The organism is Streptomyces sp. BA2, from assembly GCF_009769735.1.
GTDB lineage: Bacteria > Actinomycetota > Actinomycetes > Streptomycetales > Streptomycetaceae > Streptomyces.
The window spans coordinates 8,251,976-8,274,273 of sequence record NZ_WSRO01000002.1 but is presented as its reverse complement, the minus strand read 5'-3'; the positions used below and the strand labels follow the sequence as shown (position 1 = coordinate 8,274,273).

18 protein-coding genes are annotated in these 22,298 nt (G+C 69.4%); 7 read left to right on the top strand and 11 right to left on the bottom strand.

Annotated features, from left to right (window positions below; all coding sequences use genetic code 11):
- Window positions 1-147 precede the first annotated feature (147 nt).
- The 3 genes from E5671_RS39635 to E5671_RS39625 all read right to left on the bottom strand — a co-directional run bounded on the left by E5671_RS39635 (window position 148) and on the right by E5671_RS39625 (window position 5,976).
- Window positions 148-2,499: a GH92 family glycosyl hydrolase gene (locus tag E5671_RS39635; RefSeq protein WP_160509050.1), complete on the bottom strand. Its 2,352-nt coding sequence runs from the start codon at window positions 2,497-2,499 to the stop codon at window positions 148-150.
- 110 nt (window positions 2,500-2,609) lie between these two features.
- Complete coding sequence (locus E5671_RS39630) at window positions 2,610-3,305, bottom strand: hypothetical protein (RefSeq protein WP_160510712.1); 696 nt, start codon at window positions 3,303-3,305, stop codon at window positions 2,610-2,612.
- A gap of 61 nt (window positions 3,306-3,366) precedes the next feature.
- Window positions 3,367-5,976, bottom strand: coding sequence for a PA14 domain-containing protein (locus E5671_RS39625; RefSeq protein WP_160510711.1), 2,610 nt, complete (start codon window positions 5,974-5,976; stop codon window positions 3,367-3,369).
- 201 nt (window positions 5,977-6,177) lie between these two features.
- Between E5671_RS39625 and E5671_RS39620 the strand changes: the two genes are divergently transcribed.
- The 5 genes from E5671_RS39620 to E5671_RS39600 all read left to right on the top strand — a co-directional run bounded on the left by E5671_RS39620 (window position 6,178) and on the right by E5671_RS39600 (window position 12,140).
- Window positions 6,178-7,191: a substrate-binding domain-containing protein gene (locus E5671_RS39620; protein ID WP_160509049.1), complete on the top strand. Its 1,014-nt coding sequence runs from the start codon at window positions 6,178-6,180 to the stop codon at window positions 7,189-7,191.
- Window positions 7,192-7,335: 144 nt separating this feature from the next.
- A complete protein-coding gene (locus tag E5671_RS39615; protein ID WP_160509048.1) occupies window positions 7,336-8,433 on the top strand; it encodes an ABC transporter substrate-binding protein in 1,098 nt (365 codons plus the stop codon).
- Between the two features lies 1 nt (window position 8,434).
- Complete coding sequence (locus E5671_RS39610; RefSeq protein ID WP_160509047.1) at window positions 8,435-9,961, top strand: sugar ABC transporter ATP-binding protein; 1,527 nt, start codon at window positions 8,435-8,437, stop codon at window positions 9,959-9,961.
- 197 nt (window positions 9,962-10,158) lie between these two features.
- Entirely contained in the window at window positions 10,159-11,121 is a 963-nt protein-coding gene (locus tag E5671_RS39605; protein ID WP_160509046.1) for an ABC transporter permease, read from the top strand.
- Window positions 11,122-11,150: 29 nt separating this feature from the next.
- Complete coding sequence (locus E5671_RS39600) at window positions 11,151-12,140, top strand: ABC transporter permease (protein ID WP_160509045.1); 990 nt, start codon at window positions 11,151-11,153, stop codon at window positions 12,138-12,140.
- Between the two features lie 33 nt (window positions 12,141-12,173).
- Here E5671_RS39600 and glgC read toward each other — a convergent pair whose 3' ends face one another.
- Genes glgC through E5671_RS39580 form a run of 4 tightly spaced genes read right to left on the bottom strand, consistent with a single transcriptional unit; the run spans window position 12,174 to window position 16,144 of the window.
- Entirely contained in the window at window positions 12,174-13,394 is a 1,221-nt protein-coding gene (glgC, locus tag E5671_RS39595) for a glucose-1-phosphate adenylyltransferase (protein WP_160509044.1), read from the bottom strand.
- 22 nt (window positions 13,395-13,416) lie between these two features.
- A complete protein-coding gene (glgA, locus tag E5671_RS39590) occupies window positions 13,417-14,583 on the bottom strand; it encodes a glycogen synthase (RefSeq protein ID WP_336605982.1) in 1,167 nt (388 codons plus the stop codon).
- A 52-nt stretch (window positions 14,584-14,635) separates the two neighbouring features.
- The gene (locus tag E5671_RS39585) at window positions 14,636-15,376 is read right to left on the bottom strand and encodes a (2Fe-2S)-binding protein (protein WP_160509043.1); all 741 of its coding nucleotides are present in this window, start codon (window positions 15,374-15,376) and stop codon (window positions 14,636-14,638) included.
- Between the two features lie 30 nt (window positions 15,377-15,406).
- Window positions 15,407-16,144, bottom strand: a complete 738-nt coding sequence (locus tag E5671_RS39580; RefSeq protein ID WP_160509042.1) for a class I SAM-dependent methyltransferase — start codon at window positions 16,142-16,144, stop codon at window positions 15,407-15,409.
- A gap of 354 nt (window positions 16,145-16,498) precedes the next feature.
- Here E5671_RS39580 and E5671_RS39575 point away from each other — a divergent pair, with 354 nt between their 5' ends.
- The gene (locus E5671_RS39575; RefSeq protein ID WP_202121439.1) at window positions 16,499-17,509 is read left to right on the top strand and encodes a DMT family transporter; all 1,011 of its coding nucleotides are present in this window, start codon (window positions 16,499-16,501) and stop codon (window positions 17,507-17,509) included.
- A 77-nt stretch (window positions 17,510-17,586) separates the two neighbouring features.
- Here the strand turns inward: E5671_RS39575 and E5671_RS39570 are convergent, their stop codons facing one another.
- Window positions 17,587-18,816 (bottom strand): transglycosylase family protein, encoded by a 1,230-nt coding sequence (locus E5671_RS39570; RefSeq protein WP_160509041.1) that lies wholly within the window; start codon window positions 18,814-18,816, stop codon window positions 17,587-17,589.
- 115 nt (window positions 18,817-18,931) lie between these two features.
- Window positions 18,932-19,903, bottom strand: a complete 972-nt coding sequence (locus E5671_RS39565; protein ID WP_160509040.1) for an acetylxylan esterase — start codon at window positions 19,901-19,903, stop codon at window positions 18,932-18,934.
- A gap of 100 nt (window positions 19,904-20,003) precedes the next feature.
- Between E5671_RS39565 and gndA the strand changes: the two genes are divergently transcribed.
- Window positions 20,004-21,446 carry an NADP-dependent phosphogluconate dehydrogenase gene (gene gndA, locus E5671_RS39560; RefSeq protein WP_160509039.1) on the top strand — a complete coding sequence of 481 codons (1,443 nt, stop codon included), beginning with the start codon at window positions 20,004-20,006 and terminating at the stop codon, window positions 21,444-21,446.
- 57 nt (window positions 21,447-21,503) lie between these two features.
- Here the strand turns inward: gndA and E5671_RS39555 are convergent, their stop codons facing one another.
- Both E5671_RS39555 and E5671_RS39550 read right to left on the bottom strand, forming a co-directional pair.
- The gene (locus E5671_RS39555) at window positions 21,504-21,704 is read right to left on the bottom strand and encodes a hypothetical protein (protein WP_160509038.1); all 201 of its coding nucleotides are present in this window, start codon (window positions 21,702-21,704) and stop codon (window positions 21,504-21,506) included.
- Window positions 21,705-21,800: 96 nt separating this feature from the next.
- Window positions 21,801-22,247 (bottom strand): nitroreductase family deazaflavin-dependent oxidoreductase, encoded by a 447-nt coding sequence (locus tag E5671_RS39550; RefSeq protein WP_160509037.1) that lies wholly within the window; start codon window positions 22,245-22,247, stop codon window positions 21,801-21,803.
- Window positions 22,248-22,298: the final 51 nt, after the last annotated feature.

The window sequence follows — 22,298 nt, the reverse complement described above, 5'->3', positions numbered from 1 at the left end:
CAGTCAATCGCCGTTGCACGACTACGGTCAAGTACGATCAAGCTACGCACAGTTAACAACAGATTAAGGCCCGCCTCTCTGAGAGAGGCGGGCCTGATGGTGCGCAAGTGGCGTATCGATTACGTCACTTCGGCGCGGGCGGCTACGTCACTTCAGCGCGGGCGGCGCGGCATCCTCCGACGTGCCCCACTCCGACGGCTTGTCGCCGACCGTGAAGGAGAGTTCGCGGGTGTCACGGATGTCGTCCGTTGTCAGATATGTCTTGCCGTAGTCGGCGCCGTCCGTGCGCGCCGACTGGATGTACCGGTCGGTGTCCGAGGTGCCCGGCGCCTTCACCGTGAGGCGGCCCTTCGGGTAGTAGCGGCGGTCGAGCTTCAGGTCGACGCGCTCGAAGACGGGCGTGGAGAGACCCCACGTGTCCGTGCCGGGCTGGACCGGGAAGACGCCGATCGAGGAGAGCACGTTCCAGGCGGACATGGTGCCGAGGTCGTCGTTCCCTGTCATGCCGGTCGGGGTGTCCGTGAAGAGGGTGAGCGCGGCATGCACCACGTCGGTGGTCTTCCACGGCTGACCCGTCGACAGATACGTGTACGGGGCGATGAGGTCGGGCTCGTTCTGCGGGTTGTACTTGTCCGCGTTGTAGTAGTCGTACGGGCCGTTGACCCACACCTCGCGCGCGGTCTTCGCCGGGTCCTTCAGGAGCTGCTCGTAGGCGAAGAAGGAGTCGAGGCGGTCGTTGGTGGCCTGCTTGCCGCCGATGAGGTCCACCATGCCGGGCAGGTCCTGCGGGACGAGCCACTGGTACTGCCAGGACGTGCCCTCGTGGAAGCCCTCGCTCTTGGCCGGGTCAGCGGGTCCGGTGAAGGCGCCCGCGGCGTCCCGCGCACGGAAGAACCCGGTCGAACTGTCAAAGATCTTCCGGTAGTTCTGCGCACGGTCCGCGTACCGCTCGGCGTCGGCCTCGTGCCCAAGGTCGCCGGCCATCTGACCGAGCATCGCGTCCGAAAGTGCGTACTCAAGCGTCGCGGAAGCGCCGTGGTCGTAGTCCGAGTCGCCGGGCTTCGCGTGCGGGCGGCCCTTGATGTACGGCGCGAAGCCCTCGCTCAGGTACTCCTTGTTGGCCTCGCGGCCCACCGGCGCGGAGTCGGTGGGCGGCACACCATCCGCGTTCTTCTTCAGCGCGCGGTACGCCTCCTCCTCATGCCCCTTGAGTAGACCCTGCTGGTAGGCGTTGGTGAGGAAGGGGGTGACCGGGTCGCCGGTCATGATGTTCGTCTCGACCGTGCCGTAGCCCCACTTGGGCAGCCAGCCGCTCTCCTCGTCGATCTTCAGGACGGAGAGCGCCATGTCGCGGGACTCGTGCGGCGCGAGCAGCGAGAGAAGCTGGGCCTGGGTGCGGTAGGTGTCCCACAGGGACCAGTTCTGGTAGTACGTGAAGCCTTTGGCCCGATGGATCTTCTGGTCCCAGCCCGTGTACCGACCGTCGACGTCGCTGCCGATGTTCGGCGCGAGGAACGAACGGTAGAGGGACGAGTAGAAGGTGCGGCGCACGGTCTCGCTGCCGCCCTGCGCCCGCACGTCGTCGAGCCGGTCCTCCCATGCCCGCTGGGCGGCCTTCTCCACACGGTCGTACGAACGCCCGCCCTCCGCACGGAGATTGAGCGCGGCGCCCTTGGCATCGACGTACGAAAGAGCGGTGGTCGCCTCGACGGTGCGGTCCTTGGAGGTGTCGAACCGGACGTACGCGCCGTTGCGCTCGTCGCCCGCCGACGACTTCTTGGAGCCGGCGGTGACGGTGTCGCCCTTCCACGTGCCCGACGTGGTGAAGGGCCGGTCGAAGCGGGTGATGGTGTAGACCGTGTACGGCTTGGTGTCCTGGCAGAAGCCGCTGCCGGTGATCGCCGTGCGGACCGTGCGGCTGTCGAGGATCTCGACCTTGGTGCTGCCCGTCTTGTGCAGCGACTGCCCGGCGTTGAGCAGGACGTTGGCCTTGTCGGTGGCGGGGAAGGTGTAGCGCTGCACACCGGTGCGCTTGGTGGCGGTCAGCTCGGCATTGATGCCTGACTTGAGGCCCACCTGGTAGGAGCCGGGGCTCGCCTTCTCGTCGTCGTGACTGAACTCCGCCGCGTACTTCGCGTAGTCCGTCTCCTTGACGTCGCCCGTGGTGGGGAGCACCGGCAGATCGCCGCCCAACCCGCAGCCCACGCCCGAGAGATGGACGGTCGAGAAGCCGCGGATGTGGGTGTCGGAGTGGTCGTAGCCGGTGTTATGTCCGGTGTCGGGCGAGAACTGGACCATGCCGAAGGGAACGGCCGCGCCGGGGTAGGTGTTGCCCTCGTTCTCGGTGCCGATGAACGGGTTGACCAGGTCGGTCAGTCGACCGTCCGCTGCTTCCGCTGCCGGGGCGGCCTGTGCCGCCGGTATGGCGAGGGCTCCCCCGAGGAGCGTGGCCGCGGCCAGTGCCACCCCCGTACCGCGTAGCCGTTGGGTCCATCTCATGGGTGGGAACGCCTCCTTGGACAACGTTGTCAAAGCGCGGAACGCGATCATTCTTCGGGGGTCGTGTCGCGTGCGTCAAGGGGTGGGAGGCGACGGGAGGACGGCGGCTCTCAGCCGGTGTGCAGCCAGACCCGCAGCGGCCCGATCGGCTTGAACCCCTGACTGACCGCCGCGTCCAGGCTCTCGCCGCTCTCGTAGCCGATGACGGGCAGGCCGGGCCAGAGCCGGGCGATCTCCGTCAGACAGCCGGCCCACGCGGACTCCTCGTCGGCCGAGGTGAACAGGTTGGAGACACCCACCACCGACGCGCCACGGCTCGCGACGGCGCCCGCCACGATCCGCCCCTCGGCGTAGGCGGCCAGGAACCTCGTGTCGTCGGACAGCAGCCCCGGGCGGAACAGGCCCGTGCTCTCCTCGCCGTCGTTCCACGCGGTCTCCCATGCGGGCAGCGACTCGGCACTCCTGAGCGGCTCCCAGCCAAGGTGCGCAGGAGCGGGCGTGCCCGCTTCCCGGTGGATCCACTGAGCCTCGAACAGCACCTCGAAGCCCAGCGGTTCCAGGTCCAGGCGGGCGAAGCTGTCCTTGACGGAGCAGCCCGGTGACGCCGTGTCGATGCGCGCCACCAGGTCGGCCGCCGACACCTCGGGGGTGAGCGAGACGGCGTCCGGGTACAGCGGCGGCGTCCGCCGCGCGCTGCTCCACGCCCCGGCGCCGAACTCTCCCGCCAGGCCGTGCGCGCGGCAGACCGCGTCGCACCACTCGGCGTTGTTGCGGGCCGCGGCCCCTGCCCACTCGGTCTCGGTGATCACGTGCTGATCGTGCCAAGTGGGAGGGGCCGCGTCCACGGGTTAAACGCGACGCTCCGGGTCAGGAGCCCGAGCACCCCGCCGGGTCCGGCCGCGACGCGTCGCTGATCAAGGCCTCATGTGCTGCCTTGAGTCGCTTCACGTCGGGCTTGACGACCCTGCGGTCGTACGTAAGCAGGCCGTTCAACTCGCCCTCCACATCCGATATCTGGGTGTAGACGGCGCCGTTGCCGCCCTTGCAGGCGAGCGCGTGCACCTCGTCGAGCTTGGTGAGGTAGTCGTCCGTGTACGTCGCCGGGTCCACGTCGACGTAACTCTGCTGGACCGACCAGGCGTGGCCGGGCACCGCAAGGCCGAGACCGCCGTACTCGCCGTTGATCAGCGCCCGTTCGCCGTCGGGTTTGGGCGGCAGTGCCGGGCTCGGGTAGCCGTGCTCGTCCATGATGTCGCCGGTTCCGCCGTCGGCCCCGAGGTTGAGGCCCGACATGCCGTTGACCAGGCGGGTCGGGTCCCAGGACTTGGCCTGGGTGGCGATGCGGCCCTGGTCGTACTGGCCCCAGCCCTCGTTGAAGGTGACCCACATGACGATCGACGGGTGGTTCGCGTGCTCGTCGATCATCTGCTTCATCTCGTGCTCGTACTGCGCGCGGGCCGCCGTGGACGGGTTGCGGTCCGACCGCATCGAGGGCATGTCCTGCCAGACCATCAGGCCCAGCTTGTCCGCCCAGTAGAACCAGCGGTCCGGCTCCACCTTGATGTGCTTGCGGACCGAGTTGAAGCCCATCTCCTTGTGCATCTTCAGGTCGTACGCGAGAGCCTCGTCGGTCGGCGCCGTGTGCAGGCCGTCCGGCCAGAAGCCCTGGTCGAGCGTGGCCATCAGGAAGGTGGGCTTGCCGTTGAGCATCGTGCGCGGGGTGCCGTTCGCCTTCTCCACCGCGACGGTGCGCATCCCGAAGTAGCTCTTGACGCTGTCGCGGCCGACCGTGACCTTCAGGTCGTAGAGGAAGGGATCGTCAGGCGACCAGAGGCGCGGCTCGGCGATCTTCAGCTTGAGCGGTGTGCCCGTGCGTCCGCTCGCCTCGGCGACCTTCCTCTTCCCTTCGTACGCGACCGCCCTGACCGGCACTCCGTCGCGTACGCCCTTGGGCTCGACGGTGACCTGCTTGGCGGCGACGTCGGGCGTGATCTTGAGCGAGTCGGCGTGGTCGGTCGCCACCGGCTCCATCCACACCGTCTGCCAGATACCGGACGACGGGGTGTACCAGATGCCGCTGGGGTCAAGGCGCTGCTTGCCGACGGGCGGGTTCTCGCCGTCCTTGCCGTCGGTCGGGTCATAGACGCCGACGATCAGTTCCTGGGTCCTGCCCGGCTTCAGGGCGTCCGTGATGTCGGCGCTGAACTTGTCGTAGCCGCCCTTGTGTTCGGTGACCTTCTTGCCGTTCACGAAGACCTCGGACTGCCAGTCGACCGCGCCGAAGTTGAGCTTGAGGCGCTTGCCGTCGCCGACCTTCCAGCCCTGGGGGACGGTGAAGGTCCTGCGGTACCACATGCGGTCCTCGTGCCGTTCCAGGCCGGAGAGCTGGGACTCCACGGGGTAGGGGACGAGGATCTTCTCCCCGAGATTCTTGCCGAACGGGGGCTTCTCGCCGGCCTCGGCCGAGGCGAACTGCCAGGAGCCGTTGAGGTTGCGCCAGGCGTCGCGGGTCAGCTGGGGGCGCGGGTACTCGGGCAGCGCGTTGCCGGGGCCCACCTCGTCGGCCCACTTGGTGCGCAGCTCGTACGTGGAGTGGTTGGGCCCGCTGGTCCAGAACGCGGCGACCGCCTTGCCGTTGTCGCCGGTCAACCCGCCCTTGCCGTCGTAGCGCAGGTCGGCGGTGCCCTTGGCATTGCCTTCCTTGTTGCCGACCACCGGCTCCTTGAGGCCCACGAGGAGCGCGCGCGGGTCCTCGGGGTCGGCCTTGACGGCGCCTATGGGCCACTTGGCGCCGCCGATGACCGCCTCAATGTGGGTGGCGAGATCCTTCGGGGGCGCGGCCAGCTTCTGCGCGAAGTCGAGCTTCAGGGTGCGGCCGTCCTTGAGGACCGTGGCGGCGGTGGCTCCGTCGTACTCGAAGCCGTCGGGGAGGCGGAAGGCCGACTGCGGGACGGCTTTCTTGCTGCCGCCGGGCTCGGTCCAGCGCAGGTGGAGGTTGGAGCCGCCGTAGTGCTCGAAGTACTCGACCTTGATGTCGTAGGCCTTGCCCGCGGTCAACTCGACCGGCTGCGCGGTCTGTTCCTTGTCCCAGTCGTCGACCCAGTGGTCGATGGCGAGCTTGCCGTCGACCCAGAGCCGGAAGCCGTTGTCGCCGATCATGGAGAAGGTGTGGGATCCGGTCTTCTCCGGGACGACCTTGCCGGTCCAGCGGACGGTGGCGTCGTCGCCCTTTCCGGTGGCGAAGGTCAGGCGCGGGTCGAGGTTGTCGAAGTCGATCTTCTGGTCGAAGCCGGTGGCCTTGAGCTCGTGGAAGTCGAAGGCCCCGGGGGCGGACTGGGTGTAGTACTCGCCCTTCAGGCCGTGGACTTCGGGGGGTTCGTCGGCGGCTGACGCGGCCGGCACGGCGGTGAGTCCGGCGAAGGCGAGGGCGACGGTGAGCAGCAGTATCAGTTGCCTGCGGAGTCGTCTGTGACGGATGGGGCGCACGGATCCTCCTTTGCTTGAAGCGGTGCTCGAAGGCTGAGGAAGGGTGGCGGCTCGCCGCTCCAGTCGGTACAACGAGTCTGTACAACGTTGGAAGGAACGGCAGTTGGCATGACAGCACGCCCTTCGGCGCGCTGTCCAGGGCCATGACAAACACCCCAGGACAGGGGTGCACCTCGACGCAGGGAGCTGCACGTGCGGGTTAGCCTCAAGGACGTCGCGGAGCGCGCGGGCGTCTCCATCAAGACCGTCTCGAACGTGGTGAACAAATATCAGCACGTCACCCCGGCGATGCGGGCGCGCGTGCAGGAGGCCATCGACGAGCTGGGCTACCGCCCGAACTTGACGGCACGTCACCTGCGCAAGGGCCGTACGGGAATCATCGCCCTTGCCGTTCCCGAGCTCGGCAACCCGTACTTCGCCGAGCTGGCGGGCGCGGTCATCGACGCGGCGGCCGAGCACGACTTCACCGTCCTGCTCGACCACACCCGTGGCGAACGCGAGCAGGAGGTCCTGGTCAGCCAGGGCTTCCGGGCCCGGGTCATCGACGGTCTGATCCTGAGCCCGCTGGAGCTCGAAGCGGCCGACCTGCTCGGCCGCGAGGACGACGTACCGCTGGTGCTGCTCGGTGAGCGCCAGTACGACCTGCCCTACGACCACATCGCGATCGACAACGTCGCGGCGGCACGCACGGCGGTGTGCCACCTCATCGGCCGCGGCCGCTCCCGTATCGCGTATCTCGGCGCCCGCACGGACTCCGCGAACCAGCCCGCGAACCTCCGACTCCAGGGCTGGCGCGAGGAGTTGACGCAGGCGGGGATAGCCGCGCCGGACAATCTGGTGGGCCCGGTCGGCGGCTGGAACCGCTGGGACGGGGCGAAGGCGATGGCGCGGATGCTGGACTCCGGGGTGCGGCCCGACGCGGTGTTCGCGTACAACGACCTGGTGGCGATCGGCGCCATGCGCGTGCTGCACGAGCGGGGACTGCGCGTGCCGTGGGACGTGGCGGTGGTGGGCTTCGACGACATCGCCGAGGGCCAGTTCGGGGCGGTCACCCTCACCACGGTCTCGCCGGACAAACAGGCCATCGCCCGCCTCGCGGTGGCCTCGCTGCTGCGGAGCCTTGAGGGCACGGCCGAGCCCGAGGGGCGTGAACTCACCGCGGAATTCCGCCTGGTGGAGCGCGAGAGCACACTGGGCCGACGCTGATCCGTCGGCGCTCTCCCCTTGCGCAGAGGGTTTACAGCCCCCTTGCAACGATGTAAAAAGCTCCCCGTACCGCTGAGTTGACCGTAAGAGCCGATCCTCCCGTGAGCGCTCTCAGCGCCGGGGCCGTGCCGTTTTGGGGACTCCATGAAGCCGACCACACGCCTTAGCCGCACCTCAGCCAGGACCCTCCTCGCCGCCGGTCTCGCCGCGAGCCTCGCGCTCGCCACCGGGTGCGCCAAGTCCGAGGACGACGGCGACAAGAGCTCCGCGTCACAGGACCAGGGCGACTCGGGCCAGGTCGTCTCGGAGCCGAGCGCGGGCAGCGGCCCGACCTGTGCGATAGACGCCTACGGCGGCAAGAAGCTCGATCTCAAGTCCGCCACGGTCGGCTTCTCCCAGTCCGAGAAGGAGGCCAACCCCTTCCGCATCGCGGAGACGGCGTCCATCAAGGCCGAGGCGAAGAAGCGCGGCGTCAAACTCCTGACCGCCAACGCCCAGTCGCAGTTCTCCAAGCAGATCAGCGACGTCCAGGACCTCATCGCCAAGGGCGCCGACCTCCTCGTCATCGCACCGCTGAACTCCGACGGCTGGGAGCCGGTGCTGCGCTCGGCCTCCGCCAAGCACATCCCGATCATCACCATCGACCGCAAGATCAACGCCAAGGCCTGCAAGAACTACGTGAGCTTCATCGGCTCCGACTTCGTCGAGCAGGGCAAGCGCGCGGCGGACCAGATGATCAAGTCGACGGGTGGCAAGGGCAAGGTCGCGATCCTGCTCGGCGCGGCGGGCAACAACGTCACCACCGAGCGCACCAAGGGCTTCGAGGACCGCATCAAGGAGAAGGCCCCCGACCTGAAGGTCGTCTTCAAGCAGACGGGCGAGTTCGCCCGCGAGAAGGGCCAGCAGGTCACCGAGCAGCTCATCCAGTCCAAGCCGGACATCACCGGGATCTACGCCGAGAACGACGAGATGGGCCTCGGCGCCGTCAACGCCCTCAAGGGCGCGGGCAAGAAGGCCGGCGACGTGAAGATCGTGACGGTCGACGGCACGCGCAACGCCGTGCAGGGCATCGTCGACGGCTGGATCGACGGCGTCATCGAGTCGAACCCGCGCTTCGGCCCGCTCGCCTTCCAGACCCTCGACACCTTCACCAAGGGCACGAAGGTCTCGCAGGACATCGTCATCAAGGACAGCGCGTACACGAAGACCAACGCCAAGGCGGACCTCGGCAAGGCGTACTGAGATGCCTGACGTCCTCTCAGTAACCCACCTGACCAAGACGTTCCCCGGCGTACGAGCTCTCGACGAGGTCGACTTCACCGCGCGCGCCGGTGAGGTGCACGCCTTGATAGGCGAGAACGGCGCGGGCAAGTCAACCCTGATCAAAGTCCTCACAGGCGTATACGCACCGGACACAGGCAACCTGACGTACAACAACCGCCAAGTCACCTTCGCCACCCCCCTGGAGGCCCAGCACGCGGGCATCTCCACCATCTACCAGGAGGTCAACCTCGTCCCCCTGATGAGCGTGGCCCGCAACCTCTTCCTCGGCCGCGAGCCACGCGGCCGTCTCGGCCTCATCGACTTCCGCCGCATGCACCGCGAGGCGGACGCGGCCCTCAAACGGCTCGGCATAAGCGTCGACGTACGCCGTCCTCTACGCGAACTCGGCGTCGGCACACAGCAGATGGTGGCCCTGGCCCGAGCGGTCTCGGTCGACGCGCAGGTCGTCATCATGGACGAGCCGACGTCGTCCCTCGAACCCCGCGAGGTACAGACCCTGTTCGGCGTCATCCGCATGCTGCGGGACCGCGGGATAGCGGTGATCTACGTCAGCCATCGCCTTGAGGAGCTCTACGAGGTGTGCGACACGGTCACCGTCCTCCGCGACGGCAAGCTGGTACACACGGGACCCATCGCAGAGCTCGACCGACTACGTCTCGTCTCCCTCATGCTGGGTCGCGAGGTCGGCGAGGTCCGCGAAGAGGGCGTAACCAAGTTCTCCGGAGAACACGCCCCAGAAACCCAACCAGTCCTCCAAGCCACTGACCTGACGATGCGCCACCACCTCCACGGCGTATCCGTCGAGATCCGCCCAGGCGAGGTCGTAGGGCTGGGGGGCCTGCTCGGCTCGGGCCGCAGCGAGACGGCGAAGGCGATCGCGGGTGCACTTGCGACCGACTCGGGCAACGTACTGATAGCCGGAAGCCCGATCCGCACCGGCTCACCCCCCGCCGCCATCCGGGCCGGGATCAGCCTCCTCCCCGAGGACCGCAAGGCCGAGGGGATAGTCCCCGGCCTCTCGGTCCGCGAGAACATCGCACTCGCAGCACTCCCCCGCCTCTCGCGCTTCGGCCTGGTGAACGAGAGCCGCATCGACGGGATCGTCGACACGTTCATGAGGCGACTGCGCATCAAGGCATCGGGCCCCCACCAGAAAGTGGGCGAACTGTCGGGCGGCAACCAGCAAAAGGTCCTCCTGGCCCGCTGGCTTGCGATGAACCCCAAGGTCCTCCTCCTCGACGAACCCACCCGAGGCATAGACATCGGCGCGAAGGCCGAAGTCCAAAAGCTCATAGACGAGCTGGCCAACGACGGCCTTGCGGTCCTCCTCATCTCCTCCGACATGGAGGAACTGATAGAGGGCTCGGACCGAGTCATCGTCCTCAAGGACGGCACGGTGATCGAAGAACTCACCGGCGCCCAGGTCACAGAGGACGCCCTCATGCGAGCGATAGCCACCACCGGGGGCCCCAGTGAGAGTGAGTAACCCCCAATCCACCCGCGGCCGCCGAGCCGACCTGAGGGGACGTGCCGGTATGTCTGCCCGGAGCACGGTTCGCGGCGCTCCGGTGCCGAAGTACCCATGCGGCCACCGGACGATAGCGAGGACGGACATACCGGCGCGGCCCCGCCCCACAGAAGAGCCAAGGCGCACCCGGGGCACCCGGAGCACCGGGGGCACCCATGACTGACCTCGCCCTAGGAGCCAAAGCCGCCGACCGCGAGCGCACCCTCCGCTTCCTCCAGAACTACGGCGTCTACCTGGGCGTAGCCGTACTCCTGATCCTGAACATCGCCCTCACCCCCCACTTCCTCTCCGCCGAGAACTTCCGCACCCAGGCAGTCCAGGTAGCCCCCGTCCTCATCGTCGCGCTAGGCATGGCGCTAGCCATAGGCAGCGAGGGCGTGGACCTCTCCGTCGGCTCGGTCATGGCGCTGTCCACGTCCCTCCTCTCCCTCTACCTCGGCTACGGGACATGGATCGCCCTCGTGGTCGCGGTCATAGGCGGCGCAGCCATAGGCATCGCGAACGGCTCCCTCATCGCCTTCATCGGCGTCCAACCCATCGTCGCCACACTGGCGTTGATGGTCGCGGGCCGGGGCCTCGCCCTCGTACTCCTCCCCCAGCTCAAGGACGTACGCGACCCGACCATGGCATCGCTCGGCTCCGGAGCGATCCTCGGCATCCCCTACCTGGTCCTGATCGCAGCAGCCCTCGCGCTCCTCGTCGCCTTCGTCGTCCGCCGAACCACCTTCGGCCGCCAACTCCTCGCCATCGGCGACAGCCGCCCCGCGGCCCGCCTCGCGGGACTCCCCGTACGCCGTGTCCTGATCCTGGTCTACGTCTGCTCCGGAGCACTGGCCGCCATCGCGGGCGTCCTCGCGACAGCCCGCCTCACCGCGAGCGATCCGACTTCGCTCGGCAACCTGATGGAACTGTCCGCGATCACCGCGGTCGTGGTCGGCGGCACCCCGCTCAGCGGCGGGCGCGTACGGATCGGCGGCACCGTCGCGGGCGCCGTGCTGATCCAGCTGCTCACCGCCACGCTCATCAAGCACGATCTGCCGCCCTCCTGGACCCAGATCGCCCAGGCCGTAGTGATCATTCTCGCCGTCTACGCGGCACGGGAGAGGGGCAAGCGGTGACCGGCACCGTCCTATCCGAAGCCAAGCCCATGAAGAAGCCAGAGGACGAACCAACAGGCCCGACCCGCTCCGAACGCCTCAGCGCCCTGGCCCAACAACACGGCGCCCTGGTCACGTTGCTCGTGGCCGTCACAGCCGCGTCGCTCAGCTTCGACACGTTCCTGACCGGCGACAACCTGGAGAACATGGCGGTGTCCTCCGCGTTCCTCGCGGTCGTGGCACTCGGCATGACGTTCGTGATCATCACGGGCGGCATCGATCTCTCGGTCGGCTCGCTCTTCGCCCTCGGCGGCGTCCTCGCGGCCTGGGGTTCCCAGTACGGAACAGCGGTGGCGCTCCTCCTCCCCCTGGCCGTCTGCGGGCTCATCGGCCTGGTCAACGGCCTCCTCATCGCCCGCTCCCGCCTCGCCCCCTTCATCGTGACGCTGGCCGCGATGCTGGGCGCACGCGGCATCCTCCTGTCCATCACCGACGAGGGCTCCAAGACCTACCTGGTCGACAAGGACTCGTTCTTCGCGACACTCGGCCAGGGAAAGGTCCTCGGTGTCGGAGCCCCGGTCTGGATCACGCTCGCCCTCTTCGTGGCCGGCGCCGTGGTCCTGCGCCGCAGCCGCTTCGGGCAGTACGTGTACGCGGTCGGCGGCAACGAAGACGCGGCGGCCCTCATGGGCGCCCCGGTGGCCCGCACCAAGGTCACCGTCTACACACTCTCCGGCCTCTGCGCGGGCCTCGCGGGCGCGCTCAACGCGGCCTGGCTGGTCTCGGGCGTCACCATCCTCGGCTCGGGCATGGAACTGGAGGCGATCTCCGCGGTCGTGATCGGCGGCACGCTGCTGACCGGCGGATTCGGCTTCATCAGCGGATCACTCGTCGGCGTACTGCTCCTGAAGGTCATCCAGAACGTCATCAACCAGATCGGCTCGCTCGACTCGGCCTACCAACAGGTGGTCAGCGGCGCCTTCCTGGCGCTCGTCGTGATCGCACAGACGTGGCTTGGCCGCAGACGGCGGGTGCTGTAGAGGGCAGCACAGCTATGCACGGGGCGGACCGGGCTACATGGGAACAACCTGCCCCTTCCCAAGGGCGATCACGCCCCCCTTCGACACGGTGTAGAGCTGTTCGTCCCGCTCGGGGTTGACCCCGATCGTCGCCCCGGGCGGGACGTCCACGTTCTTGTCGAGGACGGCGCCCCGCACCACCGCTCCCCTGCCGACGCGGACGTTGTCGTGCAGCACCGACCCCTGCACCACCGCCCCGTCCTCGATCGTCACACCGGGTGAGAGCACGGACCGTGTGACCTGCCCCCGGATGACGCAACCGGCGCTGACGATGGACTCGCTGGCGATGCCCGCCGCGCAGAACTTGGCGGGCGGCAGGCCGCCCGGATGGGTGTAGATGGGCCAGCGCCGGTTGTCCAGGTTGAAGACCGGCTGGTCGGAGATCAGGTCCATGTGCGCTTCGTAGTACGCGTCGAGCGTGCCGACGTCACGCCAGTAGCCGTGGTCGCGCGCGGTCTCCCCCGGTACGTGGTTGTCGTCGAAGTCGTACACCTGGGCAAGGCCGCGGTCGGTGAGCATGGGGAGGATCGAACCGCCCATGTCGTGCTTGGAGTTGTCGTCCTCGGCATCCTGCTGGATGGCGTCGACGAGGGTCTTCGTCGTGAAGACGTAGTTGCCCATGGAGGCGAAGACCTCGTTCGGCGATCCGGGCAGTCCTGGCGGGTCGGTGGGCTTCTCCAGGAAGCGGTCGACGCGCAGGCCGTCTCGGGCGGGCGTGATGATGCCGAAGGACGACGCCTCGGAGCGCGGCACGCGGATCCCGGCGACCGTCACCCCCGCGCCGCTCTCGAAGTGCTGGGTGAGCATCTGCCGGGGGTCCATCCGGTAGACGTGGTCGGCGCCGAACACCGCGATGTAGTCGGGCTGTTCGTCGTGGACGAGGTTGAGGGACTGCAGGATCGCGTCCGCGCTGCCCAAGTACCAGCGCGGGCCCAGGCGTTGCTGTGCCGGGACCGGAGTGACGTAGTTGCCGAGGAGGCTCGACATCCGCCAGGTGGTCGTGACGTGCCGGTCCAGTGAGTGCGACTTGTACTGGGTCAGTACGCAGATCCGCAGGATGTCGCCGTTGACGAGATTGGAGAGCACGAAGTCGACGAGGCGGTACGTGCCGCCGAACGTGACCGCTGGTTTGGCCCGGTCGGCCGTGAGGGGCTGCAGACGCTTTCCCTCACCGCCCGCCAGGACGATTCCGAGCACCGAAGGTCCACCGCGCATCGCGCCGCCCCCTTAACTGGGATCACTTGGACTCGAGTAACTCCTCGTACACGTCGGCCGTACGCCGCGCGACCGCGTCCCAGCCGAACTCCCTGACGGCCCGGTCGCGTCCGGCCGCGCCCATGCGGCTCGCGGTGTGCGGGTCGGCGACGAGTTCGTTCAGGGCCTGCGCGAGCCGCGCCTCGAAGGCTGCCGGCTCCTGCTCCTCGTACGGGACGAGGAGCCCTGTGCTTCCGTGGGCGACGACCTCGGGGATGCCGCCGACGTCCGATGCCACGACCGGGGTGCCGCAGGCCATCGCCTCTAGGTTGACGATGCCGAGCGGCTCGTACACGGAGGGGCAGACGAACACCCGGGCGTGCGTGAGGAGTTGGATGACCTGCGGGCGCGGCAGCATCTCCGGGATCCAGTGGACTCCCCCGCGGGCACGGCTCAGCTCCTGGAAGAGGGTGCGGAACTCGGCGTCGATCTGCGGGGTGTCGGGGGCGCCGGCGCAGAGCACGAGCTGGGCGGCGGGGTCCAACTCCTTTGCGGCACGCAGCAGGTGGGGCACGCCCTTTTGCCGGGTGATGCGGCCGACGAACAGGACGTAGGGCCGCTCGGGGTCGATCCCCAGGCGTTCGAGGACGTCCGTGCCGTGGTCGGGGCGGTAGAGGCCGGTGTCGATGCCGTTGTGGACGACGTGCACCTTCGCCGGGTCGATGGCGGGGTAGCAGCTGAGGATGTCGGCCCGCATGCCGCGTGAGACGGCGATGACTCCGTCCGCGGCCTCGGCGGCGGTGCGCTCGGCCCAGCTGGACAGGGCGTAACCGCCGCCCAGTTGCTCGGCCTTCCAGGGGCGCAGGGGCTCCAGGGAGTGCGAGGTCATGACGTGCGGGATGCCGTGCAGGAGCTTGCCGAAGTGGCCCGCGAGGTTGGCGTACCAGGTGTGGGAGTGGACGAGGTCGCGTCCCGTGAGAGCGGCCGCCATGGACAGGTCCACTGAGAAGGTCCGCAGGGCGTCGTTGGCGCCGTTCAGGGAGTCCCACGCCTGGTGGCGTACGGGTCCGCGGGCGGATTCCCCGTTCCCCCAGCAGTGCACGTCGACATCGACGAAAGCCTCTAACTCCCTCGCGAGGAACTCGACATGGACTCCGGCGCCGCCGTAGACGTCCGGCGGATACTCCCGGGTGAGCAGTCCCACTCGCACGCAGAACCCCCCGTCCGTCCGCCCCAGCCGTCGGTCGCCCGCCCCCTCATGGTCACCCAGAAGCGCCCGGTGGGGAAGAGGCCCGCACCGGCCTCTGGGGCGGCCGGTCGAAGCAGCAGTCGCCGCACAGGCCGCCGCCCGGGCAGCGGTAGTAGAGGCAACAGCTTCGGCGGCGGAAGGCGGTGCCGGTCAGGGTTCCGGTGCCGCGCAGGTCGGGGTGGTCGAAGAGTTCGACGGCGAGCGCCCGTGCGCGTTCCCCCACGTCGGTACGTCCGTTGCGGCGGGCCCAGGTGTCCAGTTCGCGTGCGGCTCCGGCGAGCGCGGAGCCCGCGTTGCCCCACAGGAGGGGTGCGGAGATCCGGTGGCGCGTGCGCAAGGCGTCGGCCAGGGGCGCCAGATGACCGTGCTGCACGATGTCCCGGATGCTCGCGGCGTCGCCGGGCCGCGTCCGCACGTCCGTCAGCCACAGGTCGTCGGGCGAGCTGCCGTCCGCGTCCCAGTGCAGCAGCGCCGGGTCGAGGTCCGGCACTTCGCCGTGCAGCGCGGCGGAGCCGAGCGCCACGGACCACAGCCGCGCCGCGAGCCCCAGCTGCGCCACGGACACCGCGATGCGCGCGTCGGGCGCTCCGAGCCGGGCGGCGACCTTGTCGACGCGGAACGCGAGGGGCCCGCTCTCTCCCGCGTACACCCTCGCCAGGGGCTTCACTTGGGCACCGCCGGGCGGCGCCCCCGTGCGCAGGGCGAAGAATCCGCCGACGGAGCCGACTTCTGTCAGGTCGAGAGGGGTTTCCACGAGAGCAGAGCCTAGGCGTCCTTGCCGGACCTAGGCGTCTTTGCGGAACAGGGCCGTCCAGAGGAAGGGTTCGCCGAAGTACGCGGAGTCGTCCGGTTCGTCGCGCATGCGCCGCAGTTCGACCTCCGTGAGGTCGGAGAAGATCCAGCGCAGGGACTCCGGCGTGTAGGCGAGGCCGCCCTGGAGTCCGGACGCGCGGTAGAAGTCCGCGTCGGGCAGCTCGGAGCCGGACCCCGCCTCTCCGGCGGCGAAGCTGGTGAGGGCGAGGTGGCCGCCGGGGGCGAGGGCGCGGTCGAGCAGGGAGAGGTAGCTGACGCGGCGGTGCGGCGGCAGGTGGTGGAAGCAGCCCGAGTCGTGGATCAGGTCGTAGGGGCCACTCAGTTCGGCCTCCGTGAGCGCGAAGGCGTCACCGCGGTGGAAACGGATGTCCGCCCCGGCCTCGCGGGCCCGCTCCTCGGCCCAGGCGACGGCCGCCGGGGAGAGGTCGACGGCGTCCACCTGGAACCCCAGGGAGGCCAGGTACAGGGAGTTGCGGCCGGGCCCGCAGCCCAGATCGAGGGCTCGGCCCGGCGTGAGCAGGCCCCGGTCGACGTACGAGGCCAGGTTCTCGTCCGGTTTCGCCACGAAGAAGGGCACCGGCCGTGAGCGGTCGGTGTAGAAGCCGTCCCACCAGTTCGCCGCGTCGGCGGTCCAGCGGTCGGCTTCTGGCGCGAACAGGCCGTCCATGAGCTTCAGGACGTCGTCGACACTGCGTATGTTCCGGTGCATCCGGACCCCTTTCCACAAGGGTCAAGAATACGGTCAGGCATCATGAAAGGCCAGGTCAGAGGCTACGTCGACCGAAACTCCCCAGCCCTCACGGCGGCCTGTACGAGGGTGCTCAGCGGGGCGTTCACGCAAGAATTTCCGAGATTCTGGATGATCCACCGAACCGCTGCGTAACCCACCCCTGGGAGGACATCTTCGGGGTCGTACTCCATCGGCAGTAGGACCCAATGCCTGCTGAGGTACGACGACGTGGAGCGAAATCCGCGAGATCGTAGTGAGTATGGAAGCCGACCGTTCGCCGCGCCGGACGCCCCGGGCCCACCAAGGGGCGCACCGCAAGCCGTGGAGCACCTCATGAGTGCCCTCACGGTCGCCGTGCTGCTCTCCCTCGTCTCGGCCGTCGCCTATGCGGGCGGGGCCATTCTGCAGGAGCGCGTCGCCGTCAGCATGCCGGAGCGGCAGTACGCCCCGCTGCGCCGCGGAGTCTGGTGGGTCGCCATCGCGCTGAACAGCCTCGGTGCGCTGCTTCACGTGGTGGCGCTGGCGTACGGGCCGCTGAGCCTGGTGCAGCCGCTTGGCGCCCTGACCATAGTCTTCGCCCTGCCGATGGCCGCCCTCTTCGTGCGCCGCAAGGCTGGGGCCACCGCCTGGCGCGGCGCCATCATGGCGACCGTGGGTCTCGCCGGGCTGCTCTCGCTGACGCAGTCGGCCGACGCGCAGTCCCTGGACGACGCCGAGCGGGTCATGGTCGCGCTGGTGACGGCCGGTGCCGTGGTGACGCTCATGATCGTGGCGCACGCGGTGCACCGTCATCCGGTGGTGCGCAGCGTCATGCTCGCCAGTGCGGCGGGCGTCGCCTTCGGCATCGCCTCGGTGTTCACCAAGACGGTGGCGGTGGACTGGGAGGCGAACGAACCCCTGACGCATCAGCTGCCGAGCCTCGGCGTGATCGCGGTCCTGGCGTCGGCCGGCGTGCTGATCTCGCAGGCCTCGTACCGCGGCGCGGGCCTGGCGGCGCCGCTGTCGACGGTGACGGTCGTGAACCCCGTCGTGGCGGCCGCGGTGGGCCTCACGCTCTTCGGCGAATCGTTCCGCTACGGCTCTGCGGGCACGGCCCTCGCCCTCGGCTTCGGAGTCGTCGCGGCCGGCGGTCTGATCCTGCTGACCACGGAGCGCATCGGCGCGGCGCAGGGGGTTCCGACGCCGACGGTGCCGGTGGCCAAGGGCGGCCCCGTGGCGGCGGACACCGTGGCCCCCGAGGTGCGGGCGCGCGAGCTGCCCGCGCTGCCCTCCCAGCCCGCCGCCGGGCCGCACCGGCGGGTGTTGTTCCGCCATGGCCACGGCCGCGAACGCATCGGCTTCTGAGAGCTGAAAGCTCGCAGCGCGTCTGAAGCCCCTGGGGATTCCCCGGGGGCTTCGGTCGTTCACGCGGAGCGGCCGCGTCAGATCCGGACGCCCCCGGCCCGCAGATACGCGAGCGGGTCGACGTCCGAGCCGAAGCCGGGCCCCGTCCGGATCTCGAAGTGCAGATGCGGTCCTGTGCTGTTGCCCGTGGACCCCGAGCGCGCGATGCGCTGCCCCGCGCCCACCTTCTGCCCGGCCTTCACGGTGAGCGCCGAGAGGTGGCCGTACTGGGAGTACTTGCCGTCGGCGTGCCGGATCACCACTTCGTAGCCGTACGAGCCGCCCCAGCCGGAGGACACGACCGTGCCCGCGGCGACGGACTTCACGGAAGTGCCGGTGGCCACGGGGAAGTCGACTCCCGTGTGGTAGCCCTTCGACCAGGAGCTGCCCGCCGCACGGTAGGGGGTGCTCGGCGATGCGGCCACGGGTGCGGAGAAGCCCTGCCCGGCCTGCGCGGGCTTCGCCTTGTTCGGCTCGGCCTTGGGCTTCTCGGCCTTGGGCTTCTCCGCCTTGGGCTTCGGCTTCGGTTCGGTCCGCTGCTTCGGTTCGGTCCGCTGCTTCGGCTGCGTGCGCTGCTTCGGCGTGGCCTCCGGCTTCCCGGCCTTCTTCTGCGCGGCCTGCAGCGCGAGCCGCTGGCCCGGCGTGATCAGGTCGGGGTCGCCGCCGATGGTCGAGCGGTTGGCCTCGTACAGCTGCCGCCAGCCGCCGCTCACCCGGCGCTCGTCGGCGATCCCGGAGAGCGTGTCGCCGCGTACGACCGTGTACATCTGGCCGCGGCCCGCGGTGGACTGCGGGGTCACTTCCGGCTTGACGTCCTTGACCTCGCGCTGGGGGGCCTTGGGCGCCGCCTTCTTGGGTGCGCTCATCGGCGTGATGCCGGGCGCGTCACCGCCCCGCGTCAGGCCCGCCCGCTCCGAGCAGACCGGCCAGGCCTGCGGGCCCTGTGCCTCGAGGACCTTCTCGGCGACGGCTATCTGCTGGTCCTTGGTCGCGCGGTCGGCACGGGGGGCGTAGACCGTGCCGCCGTACGCCTCCCAGGTGGACTGCTTGAACTGGAGGCCGCCGTAGTAGCCGTTGCCGGTGTTGATGCTCCAGTTGTTGGTGGATTCGCAGGCGGCGACCTTGTTCCAGGTGTCGACGTCCGCCGCCTCCGCCGTGCCCGTGCCCATCAGCGGAAGCGCCATTCCGGCGCCGCCCGCCGTGACGGTCAGCGACGCACGGTTGATCCGGTTCGGCTGATACCGGCGGTGCCGACCGCGTAAGGCCATGAGAGCTCCCTCAGTCACACACATCACAGTCACGTCGGACACACGACAAGGCGGCAAGTTAGCCGGTCCGACCGAGCCGTGACAAGGGTGCGCGACCGAGGGAACGCCCGACCGGTCAGCCCTTCAAGTGCTCCGGGATCCACTGGAGTTGGACACTCTGCTGGTAGGGGCCGCCGCCCTCGTGATCATTGAAGGAGTACACCTCCATCGAACGCTCCGCCCCCGCATAGGAGTTGTGGGCGGCGAACACGGTGGACGGCGGGCACGTCATGTCCTCAAGAGCCGCCGAGAAGAGGGCGGGCGCCGTGCCCCGCGCCGCGAAGTGCACGCCGTCGAAGTAGGAGAGCGTACGGAAGACGCGCTCCTCGACGCCGCGCCTCGCCTTCATGTAGAGCGCGATCTCGCGGTACGGATGGCGGTCGGTGAGGGTCGTGGCACGCGGGAAGTCACACAGGAACGGCACGTCGGACGCGATGGCCGCGAGGTCGTGGACGAGTCCGCCGACGGCGAGCGTGATCCCGCCGCCCTGGCTGCCGCCGACCGCCGCGACGCGCGAGGAGTCGACCAGCGGATGCGCGCGGGCCGCCTCGACGGCCCGTACGCCGTCGGTGAAGACGCGCCGGTAGTAGTACTCGTGAGGATCCTCGATGCCGCGCGTCATGTAGCCGGGGTAGGCGGGCCCGCTGCCGACCGGGTCAGGGGTGTCGCCCGCCGAACCGCCGCTGCCCTGCCCCCGGGTGTCCATCACGAAGTGCGCGAAGCCGGCCGCCGACCACAGCAGGTGCTCGTGCGGGAGGCCGCGGCCGCCGCCGTATCCGATGTACTCGACGACGGTGGGGAGCGGCTCGGTCGTCCCGGCGGGCAGTATCAGCCAGCCTTTGACCGGGTGCCCGCCGAACCCCGCGAACGTCACGTCGAAGACGTCGACCGTGCTCAGGTGCGCGTCGACGGGAACGAAGCGGGCGTCCAGGTCGTGCTCGCGTGCGGCCGAAAGGGTCTTCTCCCAGAACGCGTCGAAGTCTTCGGGCTCGTTCGCTTCGGGCCGGTAGCGGCGCAGTTCGTCGAGCGGCATGTCGAAATGGGGCACGGGCGGCTCCTCCGTCGGACACAGTGTCGTCAATGTCACGCTACGCCGCGGGGCGATACTGGCGAACACCACCGGCACTTCCACTTCCAGGAGCCACTGCATGAGCAGCACGTCAGCCCAGATCGGTGTCACGGGCCTCGCGGTCATGGGGCGCAATCTGGCCCGTAACTTCGCACGCAACGGCTACACCGTCGCCCTGCACAACCGCACGGCGGCCAAGACGCATTCACTGGTCGAGGAGTTCGGCCACGAAGGCGAGTTCATCGCCACCGAGACCGCCGAGGAGTTCGTCGCGGCCCTTGAGCGCCCGCGCCGCCTCGTCATCATGGTGAAGGCGGGCGAGCCCACCGACGCCGTCATCAAGGAGTTCGCGCCGCTCATGGAGCCGGGCGACATGATCATCGATGGCGGCAACGCGCACTTCGCGGACACCCGGCGCCGCGAGCGTGAACTGCGCGAGCAGGACATCCACTTCGTCGGCACGGGTGTCTCGGGCGGCGAGGAGGGCGCGCTGCTCGGTCCGAGCATCATGCCGGGCGGCTCCGAGGAGTCGTACGCCTCTCTCGGCCCGATGCTGGAGAAGATCTCGGCGAAGGCCGAGGACGGCTCGCCGTGCGTCACGCACGTCGGCCCGGACGGCGCGGGGCACTTCGTGAAGATGGTGCACAACGGCATCGAGTACGCGGACATGCAGCTGATCGCCGAGGCGTATCAGCTCCTGCGCGATGTGGCGGGCTACTCCCCCGCGCGGATCGCGGACATCTTCCGCACCTGGAACACCGGCCGCCTCGACTCCTACCTGATCGAGATCACGGCCGAGGTCCTGAAGCACGTGGACGCCGCGACGGGCGAGCCGTTCGTGGACGTCGTCCAGGACCGGGCCGAGCAGAAGGGCACCGGCCGCTGGACCGTGCAGATCGCCCTCGACCTGGGTGTTCCGGTGTCGGGCATCGCGGAGGCGGTGTTCGCCCGCTCCCTCTCGGGACACTCCGAACTGCGGGACGCGTCAAAGGAGTTGGCGGGTCCGACGGCGCGTCCGCTGGGCGAGGCCGAGGCGGCGGCCTTCGCCGACCAGGTGGAGCAGGCGCTGTACGCGTCGAAGATCGTGTCGTACACGCAGGGCTTCCACGAGGTCGCCGCGGGCAGCGAGGAGTACGGCTGGGACATCGACCTGGGCTCGGTCGCCGCCATCTGGCGCGGCGGCTGCATCATCCGCGCCGCCTTCCTGGACCGCATCCGCGCGGCGTACGACGCGCGCGCGGATCTGCCGAGCCTGCTCTCGGACAAGACGTTCGCGCAGGAGATCGGTGCGGCCCAGGACGACTGGCGCGCGGTCCTGGTCGCGGCCACCCGGCAGGGTGTCCCCACGCCGGGCTTCTCGGCGGCCCTCGCCTACTACGACGCGCTGCGCGCTGACCGTCTTCCGGCCGCGCTGACGCAGGGGCAGCGGGACTACTTCGGGGCGCACACCTATCGGCGTACGGACCGCGAGGGCTCGTTCCACACCCTGTGGGGCGGGGACCGCTCGGAAGTGCGGGCCTAGGGCCTGTCCGACCCTGATCCGCCGACAGGCCCTGGGGCCTGTCGGCCTCCCCCGCCGTCAGACCGGCTTCGGCTCGGTCTCGGGCTCCGGTCCCGGCGGCGGGAGCGGGGTCGGCGGCGGGTCAGGCGTCGGCCGCGGCACGGGGCCGGGGCCCGGGCCCGGGCCGGGCGTGGGGCGCTCGGGGTCCGGCATCGGGTTGGGCCCGCCCGGGTCGGGGATCGGGCTGGGTGGCGTGGGGTCGGGGTACGGGACGGTCATGTCTCCTCCATGGGGGTCGGAGATCGGTCGTGTCCACTCTCTCCCGCCTCGCGTGCCCACGCCTGCCGAGTCCACGCGTCCTCGTGCCGTCCGACCTCAGTTCTGGGTGCGCCTGAGCCGCATGACGGGGATGTCGCGATCCGTCTTGGCCTGGTAGTCCGCATAGAGGGGGAACAGCTCGACGAGGCTCGGCCAGACCCTGGCCTTGTCCTCGGCCGACAGGGTCTCGGCGCGGGCGGCGAACCGCTCCTCGGCGCCCACGCGGAGCCGTACGCCGGGCTCGTCGACGAGGTTGCGGTACCACAGGGGGTGCTCGTCGGCGCCGCCGTTCGAGGCCACGATGAGGTAGTCGTCGCCGTCGCGGCCGTAGATCAGTACGGTGCGGCGCAACTGTCCCGTGCGCCGTCCGCGGTAGTCGAGCAGCAGGCAGGGAACACCCTGCACCCCGGCGCCCTTCGTGCCGCCCGACTCCTCGTACAGGCGGGCCTGCGCGGCCACCCAGCCGGTGGGACTGATCACGGCCTCTTCGTCCTGCTGCGCCATGTCCGCTCCTGTGAGGTGTGCGGTCGAAGGGGTGCGCGGGAGCCGAGCGGT

Bases quoted from the DNA above. Each gene is read 5' to 3' on its own strand.
- E5671_RS39550 (WP_160509037.1), bottom strand. From the start codon at position 22,247: ATGGCGCAGCAGGACGAAGAGGCCGTGATCAGTCCCACCGGCTGGGTG.
- gndA (WP_160509039.1), top strand. From the start codon at position 20,004: ATGAGCAGCACGTCAGCCCAGATCGGTGTCACGGGCCTCGCGGTCATG.
- E5671_RS39615 (WP_160509048.1), top strand. From the start codon at position 7,336: ATGAAGCCGACCACACGCCTTAGCCGCACCTCAGCCAGGACCCTCCTC.
- E5671_RS39570 (WP_160509041.1), bottom strand. From the start codon at position 18,816: ATGGCCTTACGCGGTCGGCACCGCCGGTATCAGCCGAACCGGATCAAC.
- E5671_RS39610 (WP_160509047.1), top strand. From the start codon at position 8,435: ATGCCTGACGTCCTCTCAGTAACCCACCTGACCAAGACGTTCCCCGGC.
- E5671_RS39580 (WP_160509042.1), bottom strand. From the start codon at position 16,144: ATGCACCGGAACATACGCAGTGTCGACGACGTCCTGAAGCTCATGGAC.
- E5671_RS39605 (WP_160509046.1), top strand. From the start codon at position 10,159: ATGACTGACCTCGCCCTAGGAGCCAAAGCCGCCGACCGCGAGCGCACC.
- E5671_RS39555 (WP_160509038.1), bottom strand. From the start codon at position 21,704: ATGACCGTCCCGTACCCCGACCCCACGCCACCCAGCCCGATCCCCGAC.
- glgC (WP_160509044.1), bottom strand. From the start codon at position 13,394: ATGCGCGGTGGACCTTCGGTGCTCGGAATCGTCCTGGCGGGCGGTGAG.
- E5671_RS39600 (WP_160509045.1), top strand. From the start codon at position 11,151: ATGAAGAAGCCAGAGGACGAACCAACAGGCCCGACCCGCTCCGAACGC.
- E5671_RS39575 (WP_202121439.1), top strand. From the start codon at position 16,499: ATGAGTGCCCTCACGGTCGCCGTGCTGCTCTCCCTCGTCTCGGCCGTC.
- E5671_RS39635 (WP_160509050.1), bottom strand. From the start codon at position 2,499: ATGAGATGGACCCAACGGCTACGCGGTACGGGGGTGGCACTGGCCGCG.